The organism is Paenibacillus sp. FSL R7-0128 (assembly GCF_038002245.1).
In the GTDB taxonomy this organism is placed as follows: Bacteria; Bacillota; Bacilli; order Paenibacillales; family Paenibacillaceae; genus Paenibacillus_AQ; species Paenibacillus_AQ silagei.
The window spans coordinates 6,506,430-6,525,639 of sequence record NZ_JBBOCD010000001.1; the positions used below are offsets into that span (position 1 = coordinate 6,506,430).

General features: G+C 49.2%; 17 protein-coding genes. 10 read left to right on the forward strand and 7 right to left on the reverse strand.

Translation table 11 applies throughout. The features are described 5' to 3' along the window. The first annotated feature begins 157 nt into the window (after window positions 1–157). From NST26_RS27550 to NST26_RS27560, 3 genes are all read left to right on the forward strand, one after another. Window positions 158–913, forward strand: a complete 756-nt coding sequence (locus tag NST26_RS27550; RefSeq protein WP_076085625.1) for an AraC family transcriptional regulator — start codon at window positions 158–160, stop codon at window positions 911–913. 200 nt (window positions 914–1,113) lie between these two features. Further along, window positions 1,114–3,354, forward strand: a complete 2,241-nt coding sequence (locus NST26_RS27555; protein WP_340950366.1) for a helix-turn-helix domain-containing protein — start codon at window positions 1,114–1,116, stop codon at window positions 3,352–3,354. Window positions 3,355–3,539: 185 nt separating this feature from the next. Further along, on the forward strand, window positions 3,540–3,929 hold the full coding sequence (locus tag NST26_RS27560) for a hypothetical protein (RefSeq protein ID WP_076085619.1): 390 nt from the start codon (window positions 3,540–3,542) through the stop codon (window positions 3,927–3,929). Window positions 3,930–4,439: 510 nt separating this feature from the next. Here the strand turns inward: NST26_RS27560 and NST26_RS27565 are convergent. The 3 genes from NST26_RS27565 to NST26_RS27575 all read right to left on the reverse strand — a co-directional run bounded on the left by NST26_RS27565 (window position 4,440) and on the right by NST26_RS27575 (window position 7,980). Beyond that, window positions 4,440–6,035, reverse strand: coding sequence for an extracellular solute-binding protein (locus tag NST26_RS27565; protein ID WP_340980307.1), 1,596 nt, complete (start codon window positions 6,033–6,035; stop codon window positions 4,440–4,442). Between the two features lie 148 nt (window positions 6,036–6,183). Further along, a complete protein-coding gene (locus NST26_RS27570; protein ID WP_036700398.1) occupies window positions 6,184–7,077 on the reverse strand; it encodes a carbohydrate ABC transporter permease in 894 nt (297 codons plus the stop codon). 36 nt (window positions 7,078–7,113) lie between these two features. Beyond that, window positions 7,114–7,980: an ABC transporter permease gene (locus NST26_RS27575; protein ID WP_235192047.1), complete on the reverse strand. Its 867-nt coding sequence runs from the start codon at window positions 7,978–7,980 to the stop codon at window positions 7,114–7,116. Between the two features lie 569 nt (window positions 7,981–8,549). On the opposite strand from NST26_RS27575, the gene NST26_RS27580 reads away from it, so the two are divergent. Further along, window positions 8,550–9,431 carry a helix-turn-helix transcriptional regulator gene (locus tag NST26_RS27580; RefSeq protein WP_340980308.1) on the forward strand — a complete coding sequence of 294 codons (882 nt, stop codon included), beginning with the start codon at window positions 8,550–8,552 and terminating at the stop codon, window positions 9,429–9,431. A 50-nt stretch (window positions 9,432–9,481) separates the two neighbouring features. On the opposite strand, the gene NST26_RS27585 is transcribed toward NST26_RS27580, so the two are convergent. After that, window positions 9,482–12,547 (reverse strand): glycoside hydrolase family 2 TIM barrel-domain containing protein, encoded by a 3,066-nt coding sequence (locus tag NST26_RS27585; protein WP_340980309.1) that lies wholly within the window; start codon window positions 12,545–12,547, stop codon window positions 9,482–9,484. A 108-nt stretch (window positions 12,548–12,655) separates the two neighbouring features. Beyond that, on the reverse strand, window positions 12,656–13,051 hold the full coding sequence (locus NST26_RS27590) for a MerR family transcriptional regulator (RefSeq protein ID WP_083685759.1): 396 nt from the start codon (window positions 13,049–13,051) through the stop codon (window positions 12,656–12,658). A gap of 154 nt (window positions 13,052–13,205) precedes the next feature. Between NST26_RS27590 and NST26_RS27595 the strand changes: the two genes are divergently transcribed. Beyond that, window positions 13,206–14,126 carry an aldo/keto reductase gene (locus tag NST26_RS27595; protein WP_340980310.1) on the forward strand — a complete coding sequence of 307 codons (921 nt, stop codon included), beginning with the start codon at window positions 13,206–13,208 and terminating at the stop codon, window positions 14,124–14,126. Between the two features lie 286 nt (window positions 14,127–14,412). On the opposite strand, the gene NST26_RS27600 is transcribed toward NST26_RS27595, so the two are convergent. Next, window positions 14,413–14,790, reverse strand: a complete 378-nt coding sequence (locus NST26_RS27600; RefSeq protein WP_340980311.1) for a hypothetical protein — start codon at window positions 14,788–14,790, stop codon at window positions 14,413–14,415. A gap of 664 nt (window positions 14,791–15,454) precedes the next feature. Between NST26_RS27600 and NST26_RS27605 the strand changes: the two genes are divergently transcribed. From NST26_RS27605 to NST26_RS27625, 5 genes are all read left to right on the forward strand, one after another. Beyond that, entirely contained in the window at window positions 15,455–15,724 is a 270-nt protein-coding gene (locus NST26_RS27605; RefSeq protein WP_339251156.1) for a hypothetical protein, read from the forward strand. A gap of 116 nt (window positions 15,725–15,840) precedes the next feature. Continuing rightward, on the forward strand, window positions 15,841–16,101 hold the full coding sequence (locus NST26_RS27610) for a hypothetical protein (protein WP_339251158.1): 261 nt from the start codon (window positions 15,841–15,843) through the stop codon (window positions 16,099–16,101). A 693-nt stretch (window positions 16,102–16,794) separates the two neighbouring features. Next, window positions 16,795–17,340: an RNA polymerase sigma factor gene (locus NST26_RS27615; protein WP_339251160.1), complete on the forward strand. Its 546-nt coding sequence runs from the start codon at window positions 16,795–16,797 to the stop codon at window positions 17,338–17,340. A 205-nt stretch (window positions 17,341–17,545) separates the two neighbouring features. After that, window positions 17,546–17,926, forward strand: a complete 381-nt coding sequence (locus tag NST26_RS27620) for a hypothetical protein (RefSeq protein ID WP_340980313.1) — start codon at window positions 17,546–17,548, stop codon at window positions 17,924–17,926. 181 nt (window positions 17,927–18,107) lie between these two features. Further along, entirely contained in the window at window positions 18,108–18,875 is a 768-nt protein-coding gene (locus tag NST26_RS27625; protein ID WP_340980315.1) for a sigma-70 family RNA polymerase sigma factor, read from the forward strand. Window positions 18,876–18,930: 55 nt separating this feature from the next. Here the strand turns inward: NST26_RS27625 and NST26_RS27630 are convergent, their stop codons facing one another. Next, complete coding sequence (locus tag NST26_RS27630) at window positions 18,931–19,206, reverse strand: hypothetical protein (protein ID WP_339251166.1); 276 nt, start codon at window positions 19,204–19,206, stop codon at window positions 18,931–18,933. Between the last annotated feature and the right edge of the window lie 4 nt (window positions 19,207–19,210).

Sequence of the window (19,210 nt, forward strand, 5' to 3'; positions counted from 1 at the left end):
GCTAAAAAACCGTAAAATATCCGAACAAGATGGCCAGTCCAGTTGAGAATCTTCGGTTTTATTGATAAGATCATATCAAATGAAAACATAAATATTTATATATTTTCGGTCATGTTTTTGTACGATTCGGCTAAATGACGATCAAGGGAGGCTCATCATGGATCGTGTCCTATATATTGTAAATGCAGAACATGAAGCAGGTACCTATATCCCTCCGCACCAGCATGAGTGCTTCGAGCTTGTCTATTACATCCACGGTCAGGGCACCTGCAGCATCGGCCAGCGCAGCTATCACTTCCGGCCCTCTACCTTCGCCCTCATTCCGGCAGGCTTTAAGCATGATGAGAATCATCAGCCCAGCCCGGAGGTGCTGTTCGTCGGCTTCCACTGCGGCAACCCGGTGATTAATTCGCTGTCCGGTGTGTTTGACGACGATAAAGAGCACACAGTACTACAGACCCTGCAGCGGATGAGCGCTGAGTTCAAGCGCAAGCGCGACGGGTTCAGCGAGCTGCTGAATCTGCAGATGAGTGAAATTACCGTCTATCTCCAGCGGCTGCTCAGCGCCTCCGATTTCCATTCCCCGGCAGAGGATCAGATGCAGTATGTGCTCAATTATATGAACGAGCATTACCGCCACAAGCTCTCGGTGGCCTCGCTGGCAGAGATGTCCGGTTACAGCTATGACCGCTTCCGGCATCTGTTCAAGGAGCGGTTCATGCACTCTCCCCACCGTTATCTTTTACTAAAACGCCTGGATTATGCCAAGTCGCTTCTCCTGCACAGCCAAATGCATATTTCCGAGGTCTCGGCTGCAGCCGGATTCGTCAACGACGCCCAGTTCTGCAATATGTTCAAACGGGAGATCGGCCTCTCCCCGCGCACCTTCCGCATTCAGAGCAGAGTCATATAGGGAATAGTCCCCTCCCCTGTCACAAGTAGCTTTTGTACACGAATCTTGCATTTGTTCACTGCGCAGGGGTCCGGCCTGTTCACAGTTGTAAGCTTGTTCTACTGTCCTGTTCATAGGCTGGAGCTTATAATCGTACTATGAACATTTAAGACAAGGACGGTACCCGCAAGAATACACAGTGAGTCAGGGGGCTACTTTGGATGAGACTGAACAAGATCGGCAATCAACGGGCATTGTACAGCAGACTGCTAGTCAGCATTACGCTTTGCGTCTCCTTAACCTTTCTGGTCTCCACCATCATTTATTACAACTACTATATCGGCGTAGAAAAGAAACAGACCTTCCAGTCCGACCTAGGCAACCTCACACAGACCAGCCGCGAGGTCGTGAACATGACGGATGCTGCGCAATCGCTTTCTTTTCAAATCTACCGCAACAGCACCATCTCCAAAATCGTGTTCTACGATAAGCCGGACATCTACGATGTCACCGCCGCCATGTCCGAGCTGGGCAACTATCTAAGCTCCATGCCTTATATTGAATCCATCTATGTATATAATCCCAAGGGCGGACAGCTGTATGTTGCCTCCTCCCATGGTCAGAACGGTGTGTATAACGAGAAGGAGCTGGTCGATACCTCCATTCTGGATATCCTGAGCCACTATCAGAACTATAAGGCGTTCACTCCCATTCCCAGAGTCTATTCCAACGGCGCACAGGAGAACGATCAGGTCCGTGCCTACACCTTCCTGTGTCTGGATGCGATCGGCTGGGACCGGGCCATTAATTCGGCGGTGATTGTGAATATTTCGGCTCCGTGGATCAACAAAGAGATCGCCAGCCCGGCGGATTCCACCAGCGCGACCTATATTCTGGATGATCAGGGCGCCTTCCGCTCCAGCAACAGCCTGAAGCAGCAGGAGCTTACCCCGGAGGAAGCAGGATTCATCGAGCAGCGGATCAAGGGCCGGGAGGCCGGGTATTTCATCGCTCCCTTCGGGGGCGTGAACTCGCTGATCTCTTATACGGCACCGGATGATTTAAGCTGGCAGTATGTACGAATTACGCCGTATGAGATCATTACGAAGCAGACCAACAACATCCGCAACACCACCTTACTGATCGCAGGTCTGGTGCTGGTGGCCGGCATCGGCCTCTCCTGGATCATGTCCAGAAGCCTCTACCTGCCGATGAACCGGATTGTCAGCGAGATGCATATTCTGGAGACCGAGAAGCGCGACAGCATGTTCATGATCCGGCAAAATACACTGCGGGACCTGATCCTCGGCCTGAAGCCGTTGCAGTCCATGCAGCAGGTAGAGAAGCTGCGCCAGCTCGGCATTCATTTCACCTTCAATGATGATTACCGGCTGATCCTGCTGCGGATTGACCGTTACCGGGAGTTCCGGGAAGCCCGCTCCTCTTATCTGCTGGCCTCTAAATTCGCCATTATGAACATCGCCTCCGAAATCTGCGGCCAGACCTACCGCGTGGAGACTGTGGATATGAACGATGACGGGATTCTGGTGCTGCTGAACATTATCGATCCCGTCGAATATACGGATACCGGCCTAATCGAAGCCCTGCTCCGGCAGATTCAGCAGGCCTGCTCCGACTATCTGAAGATCAGTCTTACCCTGACCTACAGCCATATCGACCGTAATGCCAGCCATCTGCATCAGCTCTATCAGCAGGTCCGCGAGGCGTCGAATCACCGCCTGTTCTATGGGCATGGCAGTATCCTGAATGCCCGGGACATCTGTGCGCTGGAGTCCAGCACTTATCATTATCCGGCTGACAAGGAGAAGAGACTAGCGGATGCGCTGCTGAGCGGCAAGCTGACGGACGCCGCCGAGCAGTTCAGCGCGATGATCCGCGAGACCGGGGCCTTCCCTTACCAGACCGCGCAGCTAACCGTGTCCAGGCTCAGCGTCACCGTTAGAGAGATCGTGAACACTATCCAGAAGCGTAACCGCTTACAAATCGATGGAATGGCCGAGCTGCCGAGCCTGGACGCTATCGAGACGATAGAGGAGCTCGAGGAGGCTTTCACCGCCCTCTTCCATACCCTGCAGGAGCAGCTGGCCGGCAAAAAGAACACCAAGCAGCACGACCTCATCTGCCAGATCAACGCCAAGATCAATGAGGATTACATGAAGCCTCATCTGAGCCTGAACCAGATCGCCGATGAACTGGACATGTCACCCATCTATATCAGCCGCCTCTACAAGCAACAGACCATGAACAGCATCGTCGATGTCATCCTGGAGGTGCGGATGCGCGAAGTGTGCGCCCTGCTGGAGAACACCGACCTGCCCGTCACCGCGATCGCCGAGCGCTGCGGCTTCACCAGCAGCTCCTACCTGCACCGGATGTTCAAGCGCAGCTTCGGTACGACGCCTACCGACTACCGGCGTTTAAAGAGCGTGCGGACTATATAAATCGTATTTGTAAGTTTTCGATCTGGGGCCGTGGCCCCAGTTTAGATTCAACTTGTTAACATTTTCACAATTGAAAATGTTAAAAAACACGATATACTAAAATCACATAAGATTGTTTTGCTAACTGAGGAAATTGTACAGCAAGCAAAAATCATATCTTCTTATTTATCCGGGAGGTGTCTTTTTTGGAAGACGTTATTAATTTTGTCCAAGCTTTCAAAGGTCTGGAGGAGCGGATCGATGAATTTATTAATGAGGATTCATTCCTGGAATATTTAGAGGGATCAGAAGCAGTTGTTGAAGGAGGAGCTTATGTGTGGTCCAAATTAAAACCTGCTGAAATTAGTAAACAGGATCACATTAACTCAGATTATATGAATTTAGCAGAAGAGGTCAGAAATGTTTTGACAAATGAACACAGTCCGCATATTGAAAAGTTTGAACGGAGTTGTGCCATAGTATTAAACTATATTCGGCAGGACACTCTGCTGTGGGTCCCTGGACTAAAAAACGTAATTGAAAATATAAAATCAGAACTGGACTTACAGCAATTTTTCATAGAATTGACTAGATAGCACACTTTATCATCCATGGTAACGCTTTGGTGGAACACCAAGCCTTCTTTTGTTCGCTTTGGTGGGACACCAAGCCTTCTTTTGTTCGCTTTGGTGGAACACCAAGCCCTTCTCCGTGTGCACGGAGAAGCTAGGGTACGCTTCACCTCAAGCCCGTCTCCAGATTCGTGGAGACGGGCTCTTCTGCTCTCCCCACCTGCCCCGGAAGCCGGGGGCTGACGCGGCAAGAGGGCCGGGGTTGACGCAGGTGTGCCCAGCGCTTAAACAGCGGAGAAAACGGAATGAATGTGGAGAAGCGGAGCGTTCGCCTTTGTGTCCGGATTTTCACCGCTAAGGTAAAATCAAAAAATCCGGACACAACAGCGATCGGAACATCGTTCCGTTTTCGGAGCGTCCACCCAAGCGCCATCGCCACTCCAGCACCAGCACCAGCACCCACTCCAGCACCCACTCCAGCTCCCGCGCACACAAAAAGCCCCAAAAGCCATTCGGCTCCCGGGGCTCCCCTCATTATTTTAGACCTTTCTCAGCAACATAAGCCTCCCACTGCTTCGTCCACTCCGCCTGAATCTTCTCCAGTCCCGCCTGCTTGGCCTTCTGCATGAAGGTCTCCAGGCCCTTATCCACATCATCCACCAGTCCGGCCTCCAGCGGGAACAGGTACTGCTTCTCTACCTGCTCAAGCGCAGCCTTCTCTGCCTGATAAGAGGTGTAGTCCTCGGCGAAGCCCAGGAACAGGTCCGGCTTCTGGATTTTATCCAGCTCATCAAAGATCGCCTTGACCCCGTCGAAGCCTTTGTCAAACAGCATGAACTCCGGATTTCTCCACGCCCAGCCATTCATGCCCTCACGGGTGAAGCCATTGGAGGTACTGGTGCCGACCAGCTTGTAATAGCCGTCTTCTACCGTGTAGTTCTTGCCTTCAATGCCGTATTGCGTCAGCTGATTATACCGTTTGTCGAGCACCATCTTCTGATAGAAGGCAAGCGCCCGCTCCGGGTTCTTGCTGCTCTTCGGAATAGCGAACCCGTTGTGAATCGGATGTACAGGGGTCGCATAGCCGGTGGTTAAGCCGAAAGGAGAATACGCCAGCTCCCAATCCGGATGAGTTGTGCTGATCTTCATCTTCATATCATTGAACCGGTTAGGATTGTCCCCGAACATGCTGGCCGCTTTACCTGAAGTGACCGGGTCCTGCATCGTATCCTTAATATTCAGCACATTCTTTGGAATGAAGCCTTTATCGGCCCAGCGCTTCATCATCTTCAGCTCTTCTTTTTGCTCATCGGAGCCCCAGTAGGAGTAGACCGTGGACGGAGAATCATATTTCACACCCATGCCGTACGGCAGCGCGCCGACCATTTTATGCAGCTCCGTATAGATATAATGGAGATTGTTACCCACATCGCTATTGAGGGACATCGGCATCATATCCGGCTCGTTTTTGACAATGCCGTCCATGTAAGCCTCATAGCTGGCCAAGTCCTTGGGCTCCGGGAGATTGTATTTCTTGCGCAGATCCTCGCGGTAGACGAACCCGTTGGTTACATACTCCTTGAAGGTCGCCGGAACCGTGTAGATTTTACCGTCAACCTTAACTTCCTCCCACATTTTCTCAGGGACGAACTTCTGCAGCTCGGGTGCCGCCTTAGGCAGCAGATCATCCAGTGCCAGGAAGGCACCGCGCTTCGCATAGGATTGATATTGCGTCCAGTCCGCTGTAAAAATCAGATCTATCGCCTGCCCGGAGGACAGCAGCAGCTTATACTTCTGATCCCAGTCCGTCCAGCTGGTGAAGTTGAACTTCACCGTGGCGTTCAGGTCCGCTTCAGCCATTTTGTTGACCTCCGCCTGGATGGCCGGAAGATCCTTAGGAGCATCGCCGAGCATATAGAATTGCAGCTCCACCTTCTTCGAGGTGTCGATTCCGGTATCCGCTGCCTTCGCCGCTCCCTCTGATGCAGCCGGTGTGCTTGCGTTGCCGTCCTTCCCGGCGCTGCCGGTATTGCCATTGCTGTTCCCCCCGCCGCAGCCGGCCAGGAGTGATAGAGCGAGCAACCCCGTTGTAAGCGTAACCAAAGATCGTCTGCCTGCTTTCTTTCTCATGAATGAACCCTCCTAGAATTTGTTGTAAGCCCACGCTTCCCCGATGCCCTCGTGCAGTTCTCTACCCGGAAGCATACCATCCTTGTGTCTAACTCTATGTTAGCCGATATAGCAGATGTATGGTAAAGGTACAGTCTGCCAGCCGGTTCTAACCTTTGACCGCTCCGATCGTCAGACCCTTCACGAAATAACGCTGGATGAACGGATACAGGAACAGAATCGGTCCCGTGACCACAATCGCCATCGCCATCTTGGTGGATTCTGTCGGCAGGTCACTGCCTAAGCTGACCCCGGTACCCGCGCCCATATTGGCGATGAAGGAGGCTGAGTTGATGACATTGTACAAATGGAACTGCAGCTGATACTTATGCGGATCATTAATGAACAGCGATGAGGAGAACCAGTCGTTCCAGTAAGCCAGCGCAAGGAACAGGCCTACCGTAGCAATCCCGGGCATCGAGAGCTGCAGCACAATGCGCCAGTATATTTTGAAATCCCCCGCCCCGTCAATCTTGGCCGATTCGAACAGCTCCTCCGGCACCGCCGAGCGGATGAAATTCTTCATCAGAATAATCAGGAACGGCGTCATCAAGCCAGGGAAAATCAGCGCCCCGTAAGAGTCGGTCAGATGCAGATACTTGGTGATCATAATGTACCAGGGCACCAGCCCCCCGCCGAACAGGGTCGTGAAGTAAATATAGAACGAGAAGGTATTGCGGTATTTGAAATCCTTGCGGGCCAGCACATACCCGGCCATCGTCATGAAGAACAGTCCCAGCGTCGTCCCCGTCACCGTAGTAAACAGCGTCACCCCATACGCCCGCAGTACCTCATCAGGGAAGGTGAATACCGTCTTGTAGCCCTCCAGCGAGAACTGCGCCGGTATGAAATGATAACCATCCTTGATGATGGACTCATTAGCCGTCAGGGAAGCGGAAATAATCAGCAGGAACGGAATCAGACAGGCTAAGGAGCCCAGTATAATTACGGTGTAAGCCACTCCTTGGAGTAGCCTGGTGTACGAGTCGTCTTTGATTTGCATGCTCTTTCTCTCCTTCCGCAGCAGGTTCCGCACAACCTAGAACAAGGCGTAATCGTCATTTATTTTACGGATGATATAGTTGACCGTCATAATCAGGAAGAAGCCAAACAGTGATTGGTACAGGCCGGCCGCCGTGGCCATCCCGACATCGAAGGTCACCTTGAGCGAGCGGAACACGTACGTATCCAGAATATCCGTTGTATTGTACAGCACCCCGTTATTGCCAATCAGCTGGTAAAAGAGGTCAAACTGCCCCTTCATAATACTCCCCAGCGAGAACAGCAGCAGCATGACGAAGGTCGATTTCAGCATCGGCACCGTGATATACCAGATCCGCTGAAAAATGTGGGCACCGTCAATTTTGGCCGCTTCATAGTATTCCTCGCTGATGCCCGTGATGGAGGCCAGGTAGATGACCATGCTGTAGCCGAGATTTTTCCAGAGATAAAAGAGAATGATCAGGAAAATCCAGATGACCGGATTATTATAGACATCCACCGGATTCGCCCCGAACTGAGTCAGCAGCGTATTCAAGAAACCGTTATCATAATTGAACACATTGTAGACGATAACGCTCAGAATAACGAACGATACGAAGTACGGCAGGAACATGACCGACTGGGTCAGTTTCTTGAACCACTTCACCCGCAGCTCGCTGAGCAGAATCGCACAGATAATCGCCAGCACATTCCCGAGTAAAATAAAAGCCAGATTGTAGCCGATCGTATTGAGCGTCAGCTTCACCAGCGTGCCGGACTTCCAGAGGAATTCAAAGTTCTTGAGCCCCACGAAGGGAGCATCGAACAGCCCGGAATTGAAATCAAACTGCGTGAACGCATAATAGACCCCGACCATCGGAAAATACGAGTTAATTAGAAAGAACAACAGCGTAGGCAGCAGCATCAGGAACAGAATCCGGTTATGGACCAGCTCATGCACGAAGCCCTTCTTCCTTGTCTTCCGGGTGCCGGACTCAAGCTGCGGGGACAGCCCGCCTGTTCCCTTCAAGGGAAGCTGGGTGACGAGCGGTATACCGGTCTTGCGTTTGCGGTGTCTCAAAGCCTTCACTCTCCTATGCCTATAGATAAGTTGCCGCGTCACTGGGTTCGAAGCCTCTGCCCTTGGGCCTTGATGGCCCCTGTGGCTTCGTGAAATCCAATGTATGACCTGAGTATAGAAGAAGCCTCCTGCGGCTGAACAGTGAAGCTTCGGGATATTCCTGTACTTTACGGCTAACCGCACTGTGCACTTATCATACATTTGTGCAGTAATCGCAAGTTCAACGCAAATAAGCCCCCGGAGTACTCCTTAAGGAGAAGAATCCGGGGGAATTCGGGTGGTCGTGCTGGACCTATCCACAGCCTTACGATTTAAACTTGCCTGTAATAAATTATAGGTGATATACTCTGGGAAATGTACTAATTCTCCAACCTAAACTTTCAATATCCAAACTTTCTTCAGGAGGCCAGCCCATGAACCCGCTTCTGTTCCGCATCCCTCCCCTGCCGCATTATATAGCCAGCGGCCTCAATCACTGCCAGCCCGGCTATCAGCACCGGAGCCGCCAGCAGATCAAGGTATTTGACTTGCTCATTGTCCAGCAGGGATGCCTGTATATCGGCGAGGAGGAGCAGCGCTTCACCGTGAAGGCAGGCGATGCCTTGATCCTTCGCCCCGACTGCCACCACTTTGGAACCGAAGGCTGCAAGGAGGAGACGGCTTATCATTGGCTCCACTTTCAGACCTTCCATGACCTGCCCGCCTTATCGGTGACAGGGTCCGCTTCCGGCACTCTGACTGAGACTACAGGAGAGCATCCCGCTTCTCTATTCGATATCAGCTCCTTCAATCTGGTGTTATCGCAGTTTGTTAACTTACTTCTGCCGGACAGAGCTTACGAGGTATTGGAGCAGCTCACGCAATTGCAGGCCACCGCCCACCTCGAAGCCGTCCGCTTCCGGCAGCAGCTCCTCTTCCAGGATCTTCTGCAGCAGCTGGCCGCTTCTGTGAACCCGGAGCACCGCAGCTCCCAAACCACCCTATGTGCCGAGCAGGCCGCCTCCTATCTCCGCACCCACTACCGTGAAGAGATTACAACCGCCATGCTGGGAGACAGCCTCAACTTTCATCCGGTCTATATCGCCCGTTGCATGAACAAGGTATATGGCTGTTCACCCATGGAATATCTGCTCCGCTACCGTATCGGACAGAGCAAGCTGCTGCTGATGCAGACCAGCTTCCCGATCTCCCGGATTGCCGGAGAGGTCGGCTTCAACCAATCCTCCTACTTCAGCTCCAGCTTCATGAAGCTGGAGGGGTTGTCGCCGCGCGAATACCGGCAGCGCTTCTCATGAAACAGGCCATCAGCGAAGAATACGCTGATGGCCTGTTTACTTAGTGATGCTTACGCCTCCGGCAATGCCGCCGTCAGCGTGAACTCGAATTCCAGCTGCTGACCCGCTGCGATCCGGTATTCCGGATGCACCGGCGCTCCCCAGCTGTCATCCCCGCCCACACCCATCTGCTGTGCCGCGAGGGTGACAACCGTGTAGTGCACCTTAGGCAGCTCATAAGCATGTGCTGCCTGCTCCAGCTCGAACGCTGTATACGGTGACAGCGTACATTCCAGCGGCTGGCCCGCAGCCGCCTGAACTTGCAGCCCATACCCCCGGCTGTCCGTGATGCTCACCTCACGGACGCCCGTCCGGTTGCCGGATTCCTGCGGCACCAGATACGGCGACGGCAGCTCCGCCACCTTCCGCCGGAAGCGGGTGAGCCGCGCTCCGTACGCGCGGTCACTGTAGTTCTCTTCCGGTCCGCGGGCATACCACTCGGTGGCCTCGTAGTCTGCCGGCATCCGGAAGGATACCGCCACTACCGGCACATCCGGCAAGCCGTCTGCTCCGGTGTAGACCATCCGGACACGGACGCTGCCGTCGGCATGGACCGTGTATTCAATGCTTGCCTTCAGCTCACTGCTGATGCTGAAGGCGTAGTCGAAGCTGACCGTAGCCCGGTCTGCTTCGGTGTGCAGGCTGACCGCCGTACACTGGCGGGCCAGACTGGCCGCGAACCAGCCGCCGGCATGGTACCCCAGCGCAGTCCCTTTGTCATTGTCGGTGGTGGCCCGCCAGAACAATGGAGCCGGCGGAGTCGCAATCATCTCACGCCCACCGTAGCAGAGCGACACCAATGTGCCCGCCTGCTTGGAGAAAAGCGCGGAGAAGCCGCGCCCGGTGACCCCGATATTTACATCCCCTTCAATGACGCCGAACTCCCCGGACGCAGGCAGCAGTGCCTTTTTCCCGCCTGCTGTTGCCCCGGCTGCTTCTACGCGGAACACATGCTCTCCATAAGCGGTCTCGAACCCGGAATCCGCCCATAGTTCAGCTTCCTTCAGCGTAAGACTTACCGCCAGCGTGTACTCCCCTGGAGCTGTGGATATATCCGGCAGTTCCAGCGAGATTCTCGCCTCTTCCTGAGCCGCAACTGCAAGCTCCTGCTGCCCCTTGAAGATCTCCCGTCCTTCTCTGAACAACCTGAACTCCAGCAGCAGCCGCTCCGTTCCCTCGAACAGATTCCCGTTGATCACCGTCACAGCATCCCGTTCAGGAACAAGCCGGATGTTCTGGTAGAGGAACTTCACCTCTTGCATCTTCGGCGTGATCATCCGGTCAGCAAAAACAATCCCGTTGCCGCAGAAGCTGTAGTCCGTCGGCCGGTCAGCGAAATCCCCGCCATACGCCAGATACTCTTCACCGTACCGGTCCTTGGCTACCAGCGCCTGATCGATGTAATCCCAGATGAAGCCGCCCTGATAGAGCGGATAACGGCTCTCCAGCTCGATATATTTATGGAGTCCTCCAACCGAATTCCCCATAGCATGCATATACTCACAGCTGATATACGGCTTATCCGGCTGATTCTCCAGGTACTCCACAATGTCGGCGGGCTTGGCATACATCCGGCTCTCCATATCACTGCTGTCATTATATTTGCGGTTATGGAAGACTCCTTCATAATGCACAAGCCGTCCCGGATCAGCCTTGCGGAAGTAATGGGACACCTTCAGGATAACCTCACCCGCATACGATTCATTGCCGCAGGACCAGATCAGGATCGACGGATGATTTTTATCGCGCTCCAGCATCGAGACCGCCCGGTCCATGACAATCCCCTCCCACTCCGGCTTGTCACCTGGAATGTTCCAGGACGGCTCAACCGCGCCCATCTTCTGCCACGAGCCGTGGGATTCCAAGTTCATCTCATCAATAACATACACTCCGTATTCATCGCACAGCTCATACCAGAGCGTCTGATTCGGATAATGCGAGGTCCGCACCGCGTTGATATTGTTCTGCTTCAGGATGATGATATCCTTAATCATATCTTCCCTGGAGATGTTCCGTCCTGTGCGGGGGTTGAACTCATGGCGGTTGACGCCTTTGAACATGATCCGTTGGCCGTTCAGCAGCATCAGCTTGTCCTTCAGCTCGAACACGCGGAAGCCCGCCCGCTGCACAATCGCCTCCACCAGTTTCCCTTCGCTATTACATACAGAGATACAGAGGTTATACAGGTACGGATTCTCCGCGCTCCACAGGAACACCTTGCCTGCATCCATACTCAGAGCCGCCTTGCCCGCCACAGCCCGTCCTTCTGCTGTCGCCACCACAGCGCCGGCCGCATTCTTCAGCTCCATTCGGATTACAGCTTCGGCCTCTGACGCCATGCGAAGTTCAGCCGTTAACTTGCCTTCCTCATAGGAAGCATCCAGCCCCGCCTGAATCCGCAGATCCTGTACATGCAGCTCAGGAACCGTATACAAATACACCTCACGAAAAATCCCCGAGAACCGCCAGAAATCCTGATCCTCCAGCCAGCTCCCCGTGCAGCGCTGATAGACCTCAACCGCGAGCTTATTGGCTCCTTCCTGCAGATAGGGTGTCAATTCAAATTCCGCAGGGGTGAAGCTGTCTTCACTGTAGCCGACGAAGTGCCCGTTCAACCATACATAACAAGCCGCCTCTACCCCCTGAAAAGAAATAAAGACCGGTCCCTTCCCCATATTCTCCGGCACCTCCAAAAACTTCACATAGCTGCCCACCGTATTACTGCTCACCGGAATCTCCGGCGGTCTTACAGCATCCAGACCGTCCCAAGGGTACATCGTATTCGCATATTGCGGCCTGCCGTACCCCTGAAGCTGAATATGACCCGGCACCTGGATATCCCCCCAGCCTCTCGTATCATATTCCGTCTTATAGAAATCCTTAACACGGGCTGCCGCATTCACCGCATAGCTGAATTTCCAGTCTCCGTTCAGAGAGTGGCGCAGCGCCATGGGGGCTTGTCTCTCCGCTTCCTCCATCGTTCTATAATACCGGTGGTCCGAATGCGCTTCCAACCGGTTCACCTTAAATACAGATACATCGCTCAGCCAATCCAGACTAGGTTCATTGCCTGACATTATAGTGTCCTCCTTCATCTTCTTGAAGTGAATCTGTTCCTTATTCTACCCAAAGTTTGCCCCGGCTCCAAGAAGCGGATCACAACTTCGGTGCAGATAACTTACTTTTCAGGTGGTTTTATGATTTCCGGAGGCTTTCGCTTCATTCTCAAGGGAGGCAAAATAAGCGATCTTATGGTCAATCTTCCGGGCAAAGCTCTGAAAGAACTTAATCTTCTCATCGATATGCTGTTTATGCTCCTGCAGCAGCTTGCGCTGATCGGGCAGACGGTCCCTGCCTTCCTGCGAGAACGCAATGAATTGCTTAATGTCCGCTATAGCCATTCCGGTATCCTTCAGGCAGCAGATTAGCGAGATCAGCTCCAGATCCTCATCATTGAAGCAACGGTTACCGTTCACATCCCTTGCCACAACCGGCAATACACCCTCCCGTTCGTAGTAACGCAGCGTATATTGGCTCAGTCCGCTTTTTTGTGCTATGGTTTTGATGCTGTATCCCATCATGCAGCTCCTTTCTGCCAACCATGGCTGGCTTCACCTATATGTAAAGGTAACACCAATCCGTTTCTATGAACAGCCACTCTATGATTCTATTGACTTACACCTAACTCTAAGGTCTAAGCTTACACTATACCTTCATTTAAGGAGTGAATAATTAATGGTAAAAAGAATTAATGTGGCTAACGGTACACTTGAGGTGTCCGAGATTTCACTCGGCTGTATGCGAATCGCTGATTTGTCTCCCAAAGAGGCTGAAGTCCATATCCACAGCGCCCTTGAGGTGGGAATAGACTTTTTTGATCATGCGGATATTTATGCCGGCGGCAAAGCGGAGGAAGTATTCGGAGATGTACTGGCTGCAAATCCCGGCATGCGCGACCGGCTGATGATTCAGGCCAAATGCGGCATCCGCAATGGCTTCTTTGACTTCTCCAAGGAGCATATCGTGAGCTCAGTAGAGAACAGCTTGAAGCGGCTGCAGACCGATTATGTAGATGTCCTTCTCCTCCACCGCCCCGATACCCTGATGGAGCCTGAAGAAGTAGCCGAAGCCTTCGATGATCTGGAGCGCAGAGGGCTGGTCAAGCATTTCGGCGTCAGCAACCAGAACCCTCTACAGATTGAGCTGTTGAAAAAGAATGTCAAGCAGCCCCTCCTCTTCAACCAGCTTCAGCTCAGCATCATGGTTACCGGCATGATTGATGCCGGCTTCAATGTGAACATGACCAATGCGGGTTCCGTAGTTCATGATGGCGGAATCCTGGAGTACAGCCGCCTGCACGATATGACCATCCAGCCCTGGTCGCCGTTCCAATACGGATTCTTCGAGGGCGTATTCCTGGGCAACGAGAAGTTCCCTAAGGTGAATGAAGTGATTAACCGTCTTGCCGCAGAAAAAGAGGTAACCGATACCGCCATCGCGACCGCCTGGCTGCTTCGCCATCCGGCCAAAATGCAGCCGATTGTCGGCACCACCAACACCGCGCGCCTGCTCGACATCGCCAAGGCCTCAAGCATCACCCTCAGCCGCGAGGAATGGTACGAAATTTACCGCGCAGCGGGAAATGTGCTGCCTTAAACGAAGATAAGGGCGACGCATAGACTGCGCCGCCTTCTATTATTAATCTCCACAAGAATTGCTAGTTCAGTAGCAGCGTTTTAATAGTGATCTTTAACGCCTCGTCTTCAACCTCCGCCAATTCACATTAACTTCCTCCATTATAATCCTTTACCTTTTGTAAAACCGGATTGCCGTCGCGCGAATACCGGCAGTGCTTCTCATAAGTAGTTTTCATTCGTCTATACTTTACACCTTAGCAGGCTATTACTTGGTGCGTTCAACTATTAGCCTGCGATTTCTTCAATTATTCATGATGAGAAAGTCGTTGACGGAGTACTTTAAAACAATTCTTCCTGGCTAAGAGAAGCCGATCATCAATATCCCCTTGAGTCTCTACCAGCCTTGACCATTCTAAATATAAAAATTCTAAATAGTAAGCCTCTCGTATCAACTCCTCACTGGATAACTCATGAAAGTATTCTTCCGTCTGTTCTTTTACCGGACTATAAGAGAGCTGTTTCTCTGAACGATACTGAGCTTCAACTATTGAGATAGGATGACCGCAAACTGAACATAATGTCTGAATGAAATAGTTCTCATTTCCGTCCCTTTTAGACTTTTTTGCCACGTACTGATCGACTGATCCACATACATTGCATACTGGGATATAATCATAAGGCAAGATGCGCACCTCCAAGTGCTGTAATCATAAATTAATTGGTAATCATACTATAACATGCGAACGTATATTCGTAATACAGGGAATTTCCATACATTTTTTATCTAGATTTATATTAAGCCTATGTTTCGCTCCTCTATTTAAAATTACGACGGGGAGCATCCTTTAGTCATATATGGTCATAAAAAATGAGCTGTCTGCTCCAATCTCCATGACAAGCTCATTTTATTTAATATCCTAAACTGGTACGCAAACTTTTAGTGGAAGGTTAATTGCACTATATAATCTTTTTCTGTTTTTTCAGTAAATCACCTCTTTTTTAAACCTCCCCGTCATCTTATATAAATATACTATGGAAATTCCCTGAAATATGGGTGAATCTGCTAATTGGAATCTCAGAGTTAATATTTTCAATATTTAACCATTAATACAGGGTAAAATTAAGAGAAGATCTATGATAATATGTTGAAGGAGGGGATTCAAAGTATTTTCTGTGAAGGCCCTCATCTAATTTGATAGAATTCTAGTCGGAGGTGGATAATGGTGAGAGCATTTAGAGTTCCTGTTTCAAAAAGAACCCATGTCATTGTTAGTAACCTCCCTCATATAAATGTAATGAAAAAGTGGAACCTTAAGAAAGTTATAACTAGCGAGGGGATCTGTTAAAATGGACAATTTAATGAGTGAAGCCCAGGTAACTGCCATCGCTAATGAACTACAGCGCCGTGTTCATTCAGGTGAAGCTAAAGATAATATTGTTGTAGTCACTTTACTTTCTATGGCAAAAGCCGGTAGGTTAAGCTCTATGAATATTAATAAAATTTTGCATGATATCTATGATGACAAAGTAAAAATTTTGGCTGTGTTAATTGAAGCTCAGAAAGTAATAGACGAAGAAATGGTTAATTCTATCATAAAAGAAGTCAGGGCCACTTAACCGTGGCCTTTTAATTTGCATTGTTTTTTCGCTTGCAAATTATTACATCATGAAGTTATACTGAGATGCTTTCATATACCCCAATACAACTTGTTAATTTAAAGGAGGAGAATTAAATGAAACCAGCAAGACGAGCTCTTTTACTTATGTCCACAATTCAAGAAATGATTCAAACCGCACAGACTCTGACAAGTGAATCCGATCTTGATGAGATTATGGACGCGCTCCACATGGCCGGTTTAAATGCCGAAGAACTTGTAGAGAATTATACTTATTTCGAAGCAATTCAGATTGTCTGCAAGGTTTTTGCGGATATCCAAGTTACGCAAGCTGAGATAAATGAATTAATTGATGAGGAGAATGGAATTATCCGCTAAATCCCCCTAATCTTTCATTTCTATCGTTTTATTCTACGAATCTTCCCCTTAACTACTTCAATAAATACCTTTTTCCCAATCTTTCATCTGTGTTATCCCCTAACGAAATATAAAACCATTCTATCCTTAACTTCATTTGATATCTCTCGTATAAAACATCGACAGGAAAGAGTACCATCGATAATTCATTAATGGGAGGAATTATACATTGATTCAAGAAAAACAACTCTACTCCAATTTCTTGGTGGTAAATTATGAATCATAAAGCCTATAGGGTAACTTACACGATCAACGGATCAGAAATTATCGTTTTTGATTTCTCCAGTACTGCTGACACAATGGAATTCGTGATAGAAGAAGCAGTAAATAAAATCAGGATAGATCAGCCTGATTATCATAACCAAGTTGAGGATTTAATAGGATTCAGTATTTTATGTCTCCCATCATATCAATAAAATAATACGCATTTAGTTCTATTCGGCTAAGTATACAGCAATAAACGACAGCTATCGACATTTTGTTAATGTTATATTTATCTAAACATTGATAAAAAAGCACGACTTTAGATTTATATACGAACATAAGTTCGTATAATATAATAGGTATAGGAACAATTTAATTGATACAATATACCTAATATTTAATTGTTGTTGATGGGATATAGGGTCAACTCGGGAGGAATCAGACTACACAATGGGGACTGAAACACTGGATGAACTTTACGCTCTAGGGGAAATGGACGTATTTTTTCAGAAAAGCAAGGAAAAAGTGGAAAAACGAGTACATGGAATGCGTCTCGCAGGCACCGATGGTGAAGATGTTGTACAGGAAGCTCTAATAAAAGTTTACCGTTATCTTCCTAAATATGACAGCAGCAAGGCTAAAGTATCGACTTATTTGGACCGCATCGTAACAAGCGCCATCCGTGATTGTCTGAAAAAGGCTGGAGCGAGATCTAATTTGCAGGTTGTTAATGCTATCCCGTTAACTACTTTTGAGGGTGCTGACGATACACAAGTCACCTATGAGGCAGGGGCAGAGGATCTGGGCTATGAAAATGCTGAGCTCATGATGGATATCATGGAACATCTAGGGCTAACAGAACGCGAAAAAGAAATGTTTCAGCTGCGTGTGTCGGGATATGAATTCAAAGAAATCGCACAGGTGTTTAATATTAGTAGGGGACGAATGTCCCAAATTTGGAGTGATATTACAACAAAATGCGCTGTAGTCATTTGAATGAATTACTTTTAAACTCCACCTAAATTCACATCCCTTCCTCACGTATATAGTGATTGGAAGGGATTTTTATTTTTCAGGCGGCTAATGTTCGATAATTTGAAATACCCAAGAGAGATAATCCATGCTACCCCAGCCGGCTCCATCACCCGAAGATTACGGGAACTGCAGAAGAGCACAATCAAAATGAAAGGAATGAACATGTATGAACAGACGACAAATCTATACTCACAACATCACTGAAGAGGAGGTCCTCTCTCTTACCGGCAAATATATTTCCGCACCACAAAACACCCATACAGGTTCAGCTGGAGAATCCGTAAATGCTTGGTTTGCAGGCCAAGTTGCGGGTTATGAGAAAGCTGTCATTTCCTTCGACTATATGAATCAGGAGTTTTTAAGCACGCCACTTATATATATCAATTTGCTTATGACTGACGGCGCAGGATGGGTTCTCTCTAAAGAAGAGCTTGAAATTCAAATTATCACCAAAGAAGAGTTCGACAACATTCTTGCAGAACATCTGGCTAATCAAGTTGTTGACAACGAAATTAAGAGACAGATAGAAGATCCCGTCGGACTCTAGTAAAGGCAACCCATAATTTCCCCCTCAAAATACGCCTTCCATGAAAAATTCATATTATATGAGGTGTCCTCACTTGAGCAGTTACCCCGAACATATACGCAGTAACTTGGAACACGATAAGAACTTCTATTCTTTAACTATTATGTCTAATATTAATCTTGCTCAAAGAGATTCAGATTTCTTGGGTGATCTATTAATTTATCATGAGACCTTGATATGGCACAGCGTGCATAAATACATTGGCAAGCCCGAAAAGCTTGTTCAGAATTATTGTGTGGAAAAAGATGATATTGTTCAACTCGGCCGCTTGGGTTTCATTAAAGCAATTATGGCTTTTGATACCGGACGAGGAGTTAAATTTTCTTCTTACGCAGTACCCTCTATCGTTCGCGAAGTCCGTTGCTACCTTCGAGATAACGCCCCGATTATTCGGCCAACCCGAACTGCACACGAATTGATAAATCAAATCAACAACTTAACAGGTAACGGTTTCGAAGCTGATTCTGTGGAGCATCTGGCAAAAACGCTGAAGAAACCAGAGGACCAGGTTAGAAAAGCTTTGATTATTGGGCCAAGAGTGAAGTATTTACAGGAGAAAGTAATCGATCGCTCCAGCGTAGACTCAGACCCTACTTATATGGACTTTTTAACCAGCAACAACAACACAGAACAAGAAGCTACCGACAGAAGCTATGTCGAAGATGTAGTAGCTTCAATTCAAGAATATCTTTCTGAGCTAGAGCTGCGGGTTCTTCAGCATCGTATCTCCGGTTTAAACCAGACCCAGACCGCAGAAAAAGAAAACATTTCACAAATGCGTGCCGGGAGAATTATGAGAAAAATTGCAGAACTGCTGCTAGATTCAAAAACCAGCATGACTCTTCTAGATCTGGATTCTGCAGAAGTGATAAACCACTACATTGACCGGTACTCTTCTGGAAACAAATAAGAAAATAAAAAAACCGAGTATAAATACTCGGTTTTTTGCTTTTAATTGGGCAGCGCTATGACCTGCCTGTGATAATCCCTATTTGTTTTAATAATCCATTGATATAGTTAGAGCCACGTGAAGCGAGCACCCCGCACAGAATAATAGATGCATAGTGCCCGGGCCCAGTAAGGTTGAATAGATCCGTTTTGAAAGTAAAGGCCAGGGCCACACCGACTACTATAGATAAAAGATAAGTTTGCTTGTCTCGGATTGGGATGGCTTGTTTCAGGATCTCAGTTAAAGCTTCGGATAAAAAGGCCACTACGGCCATTAGTGTAATCACGTTCATCTCA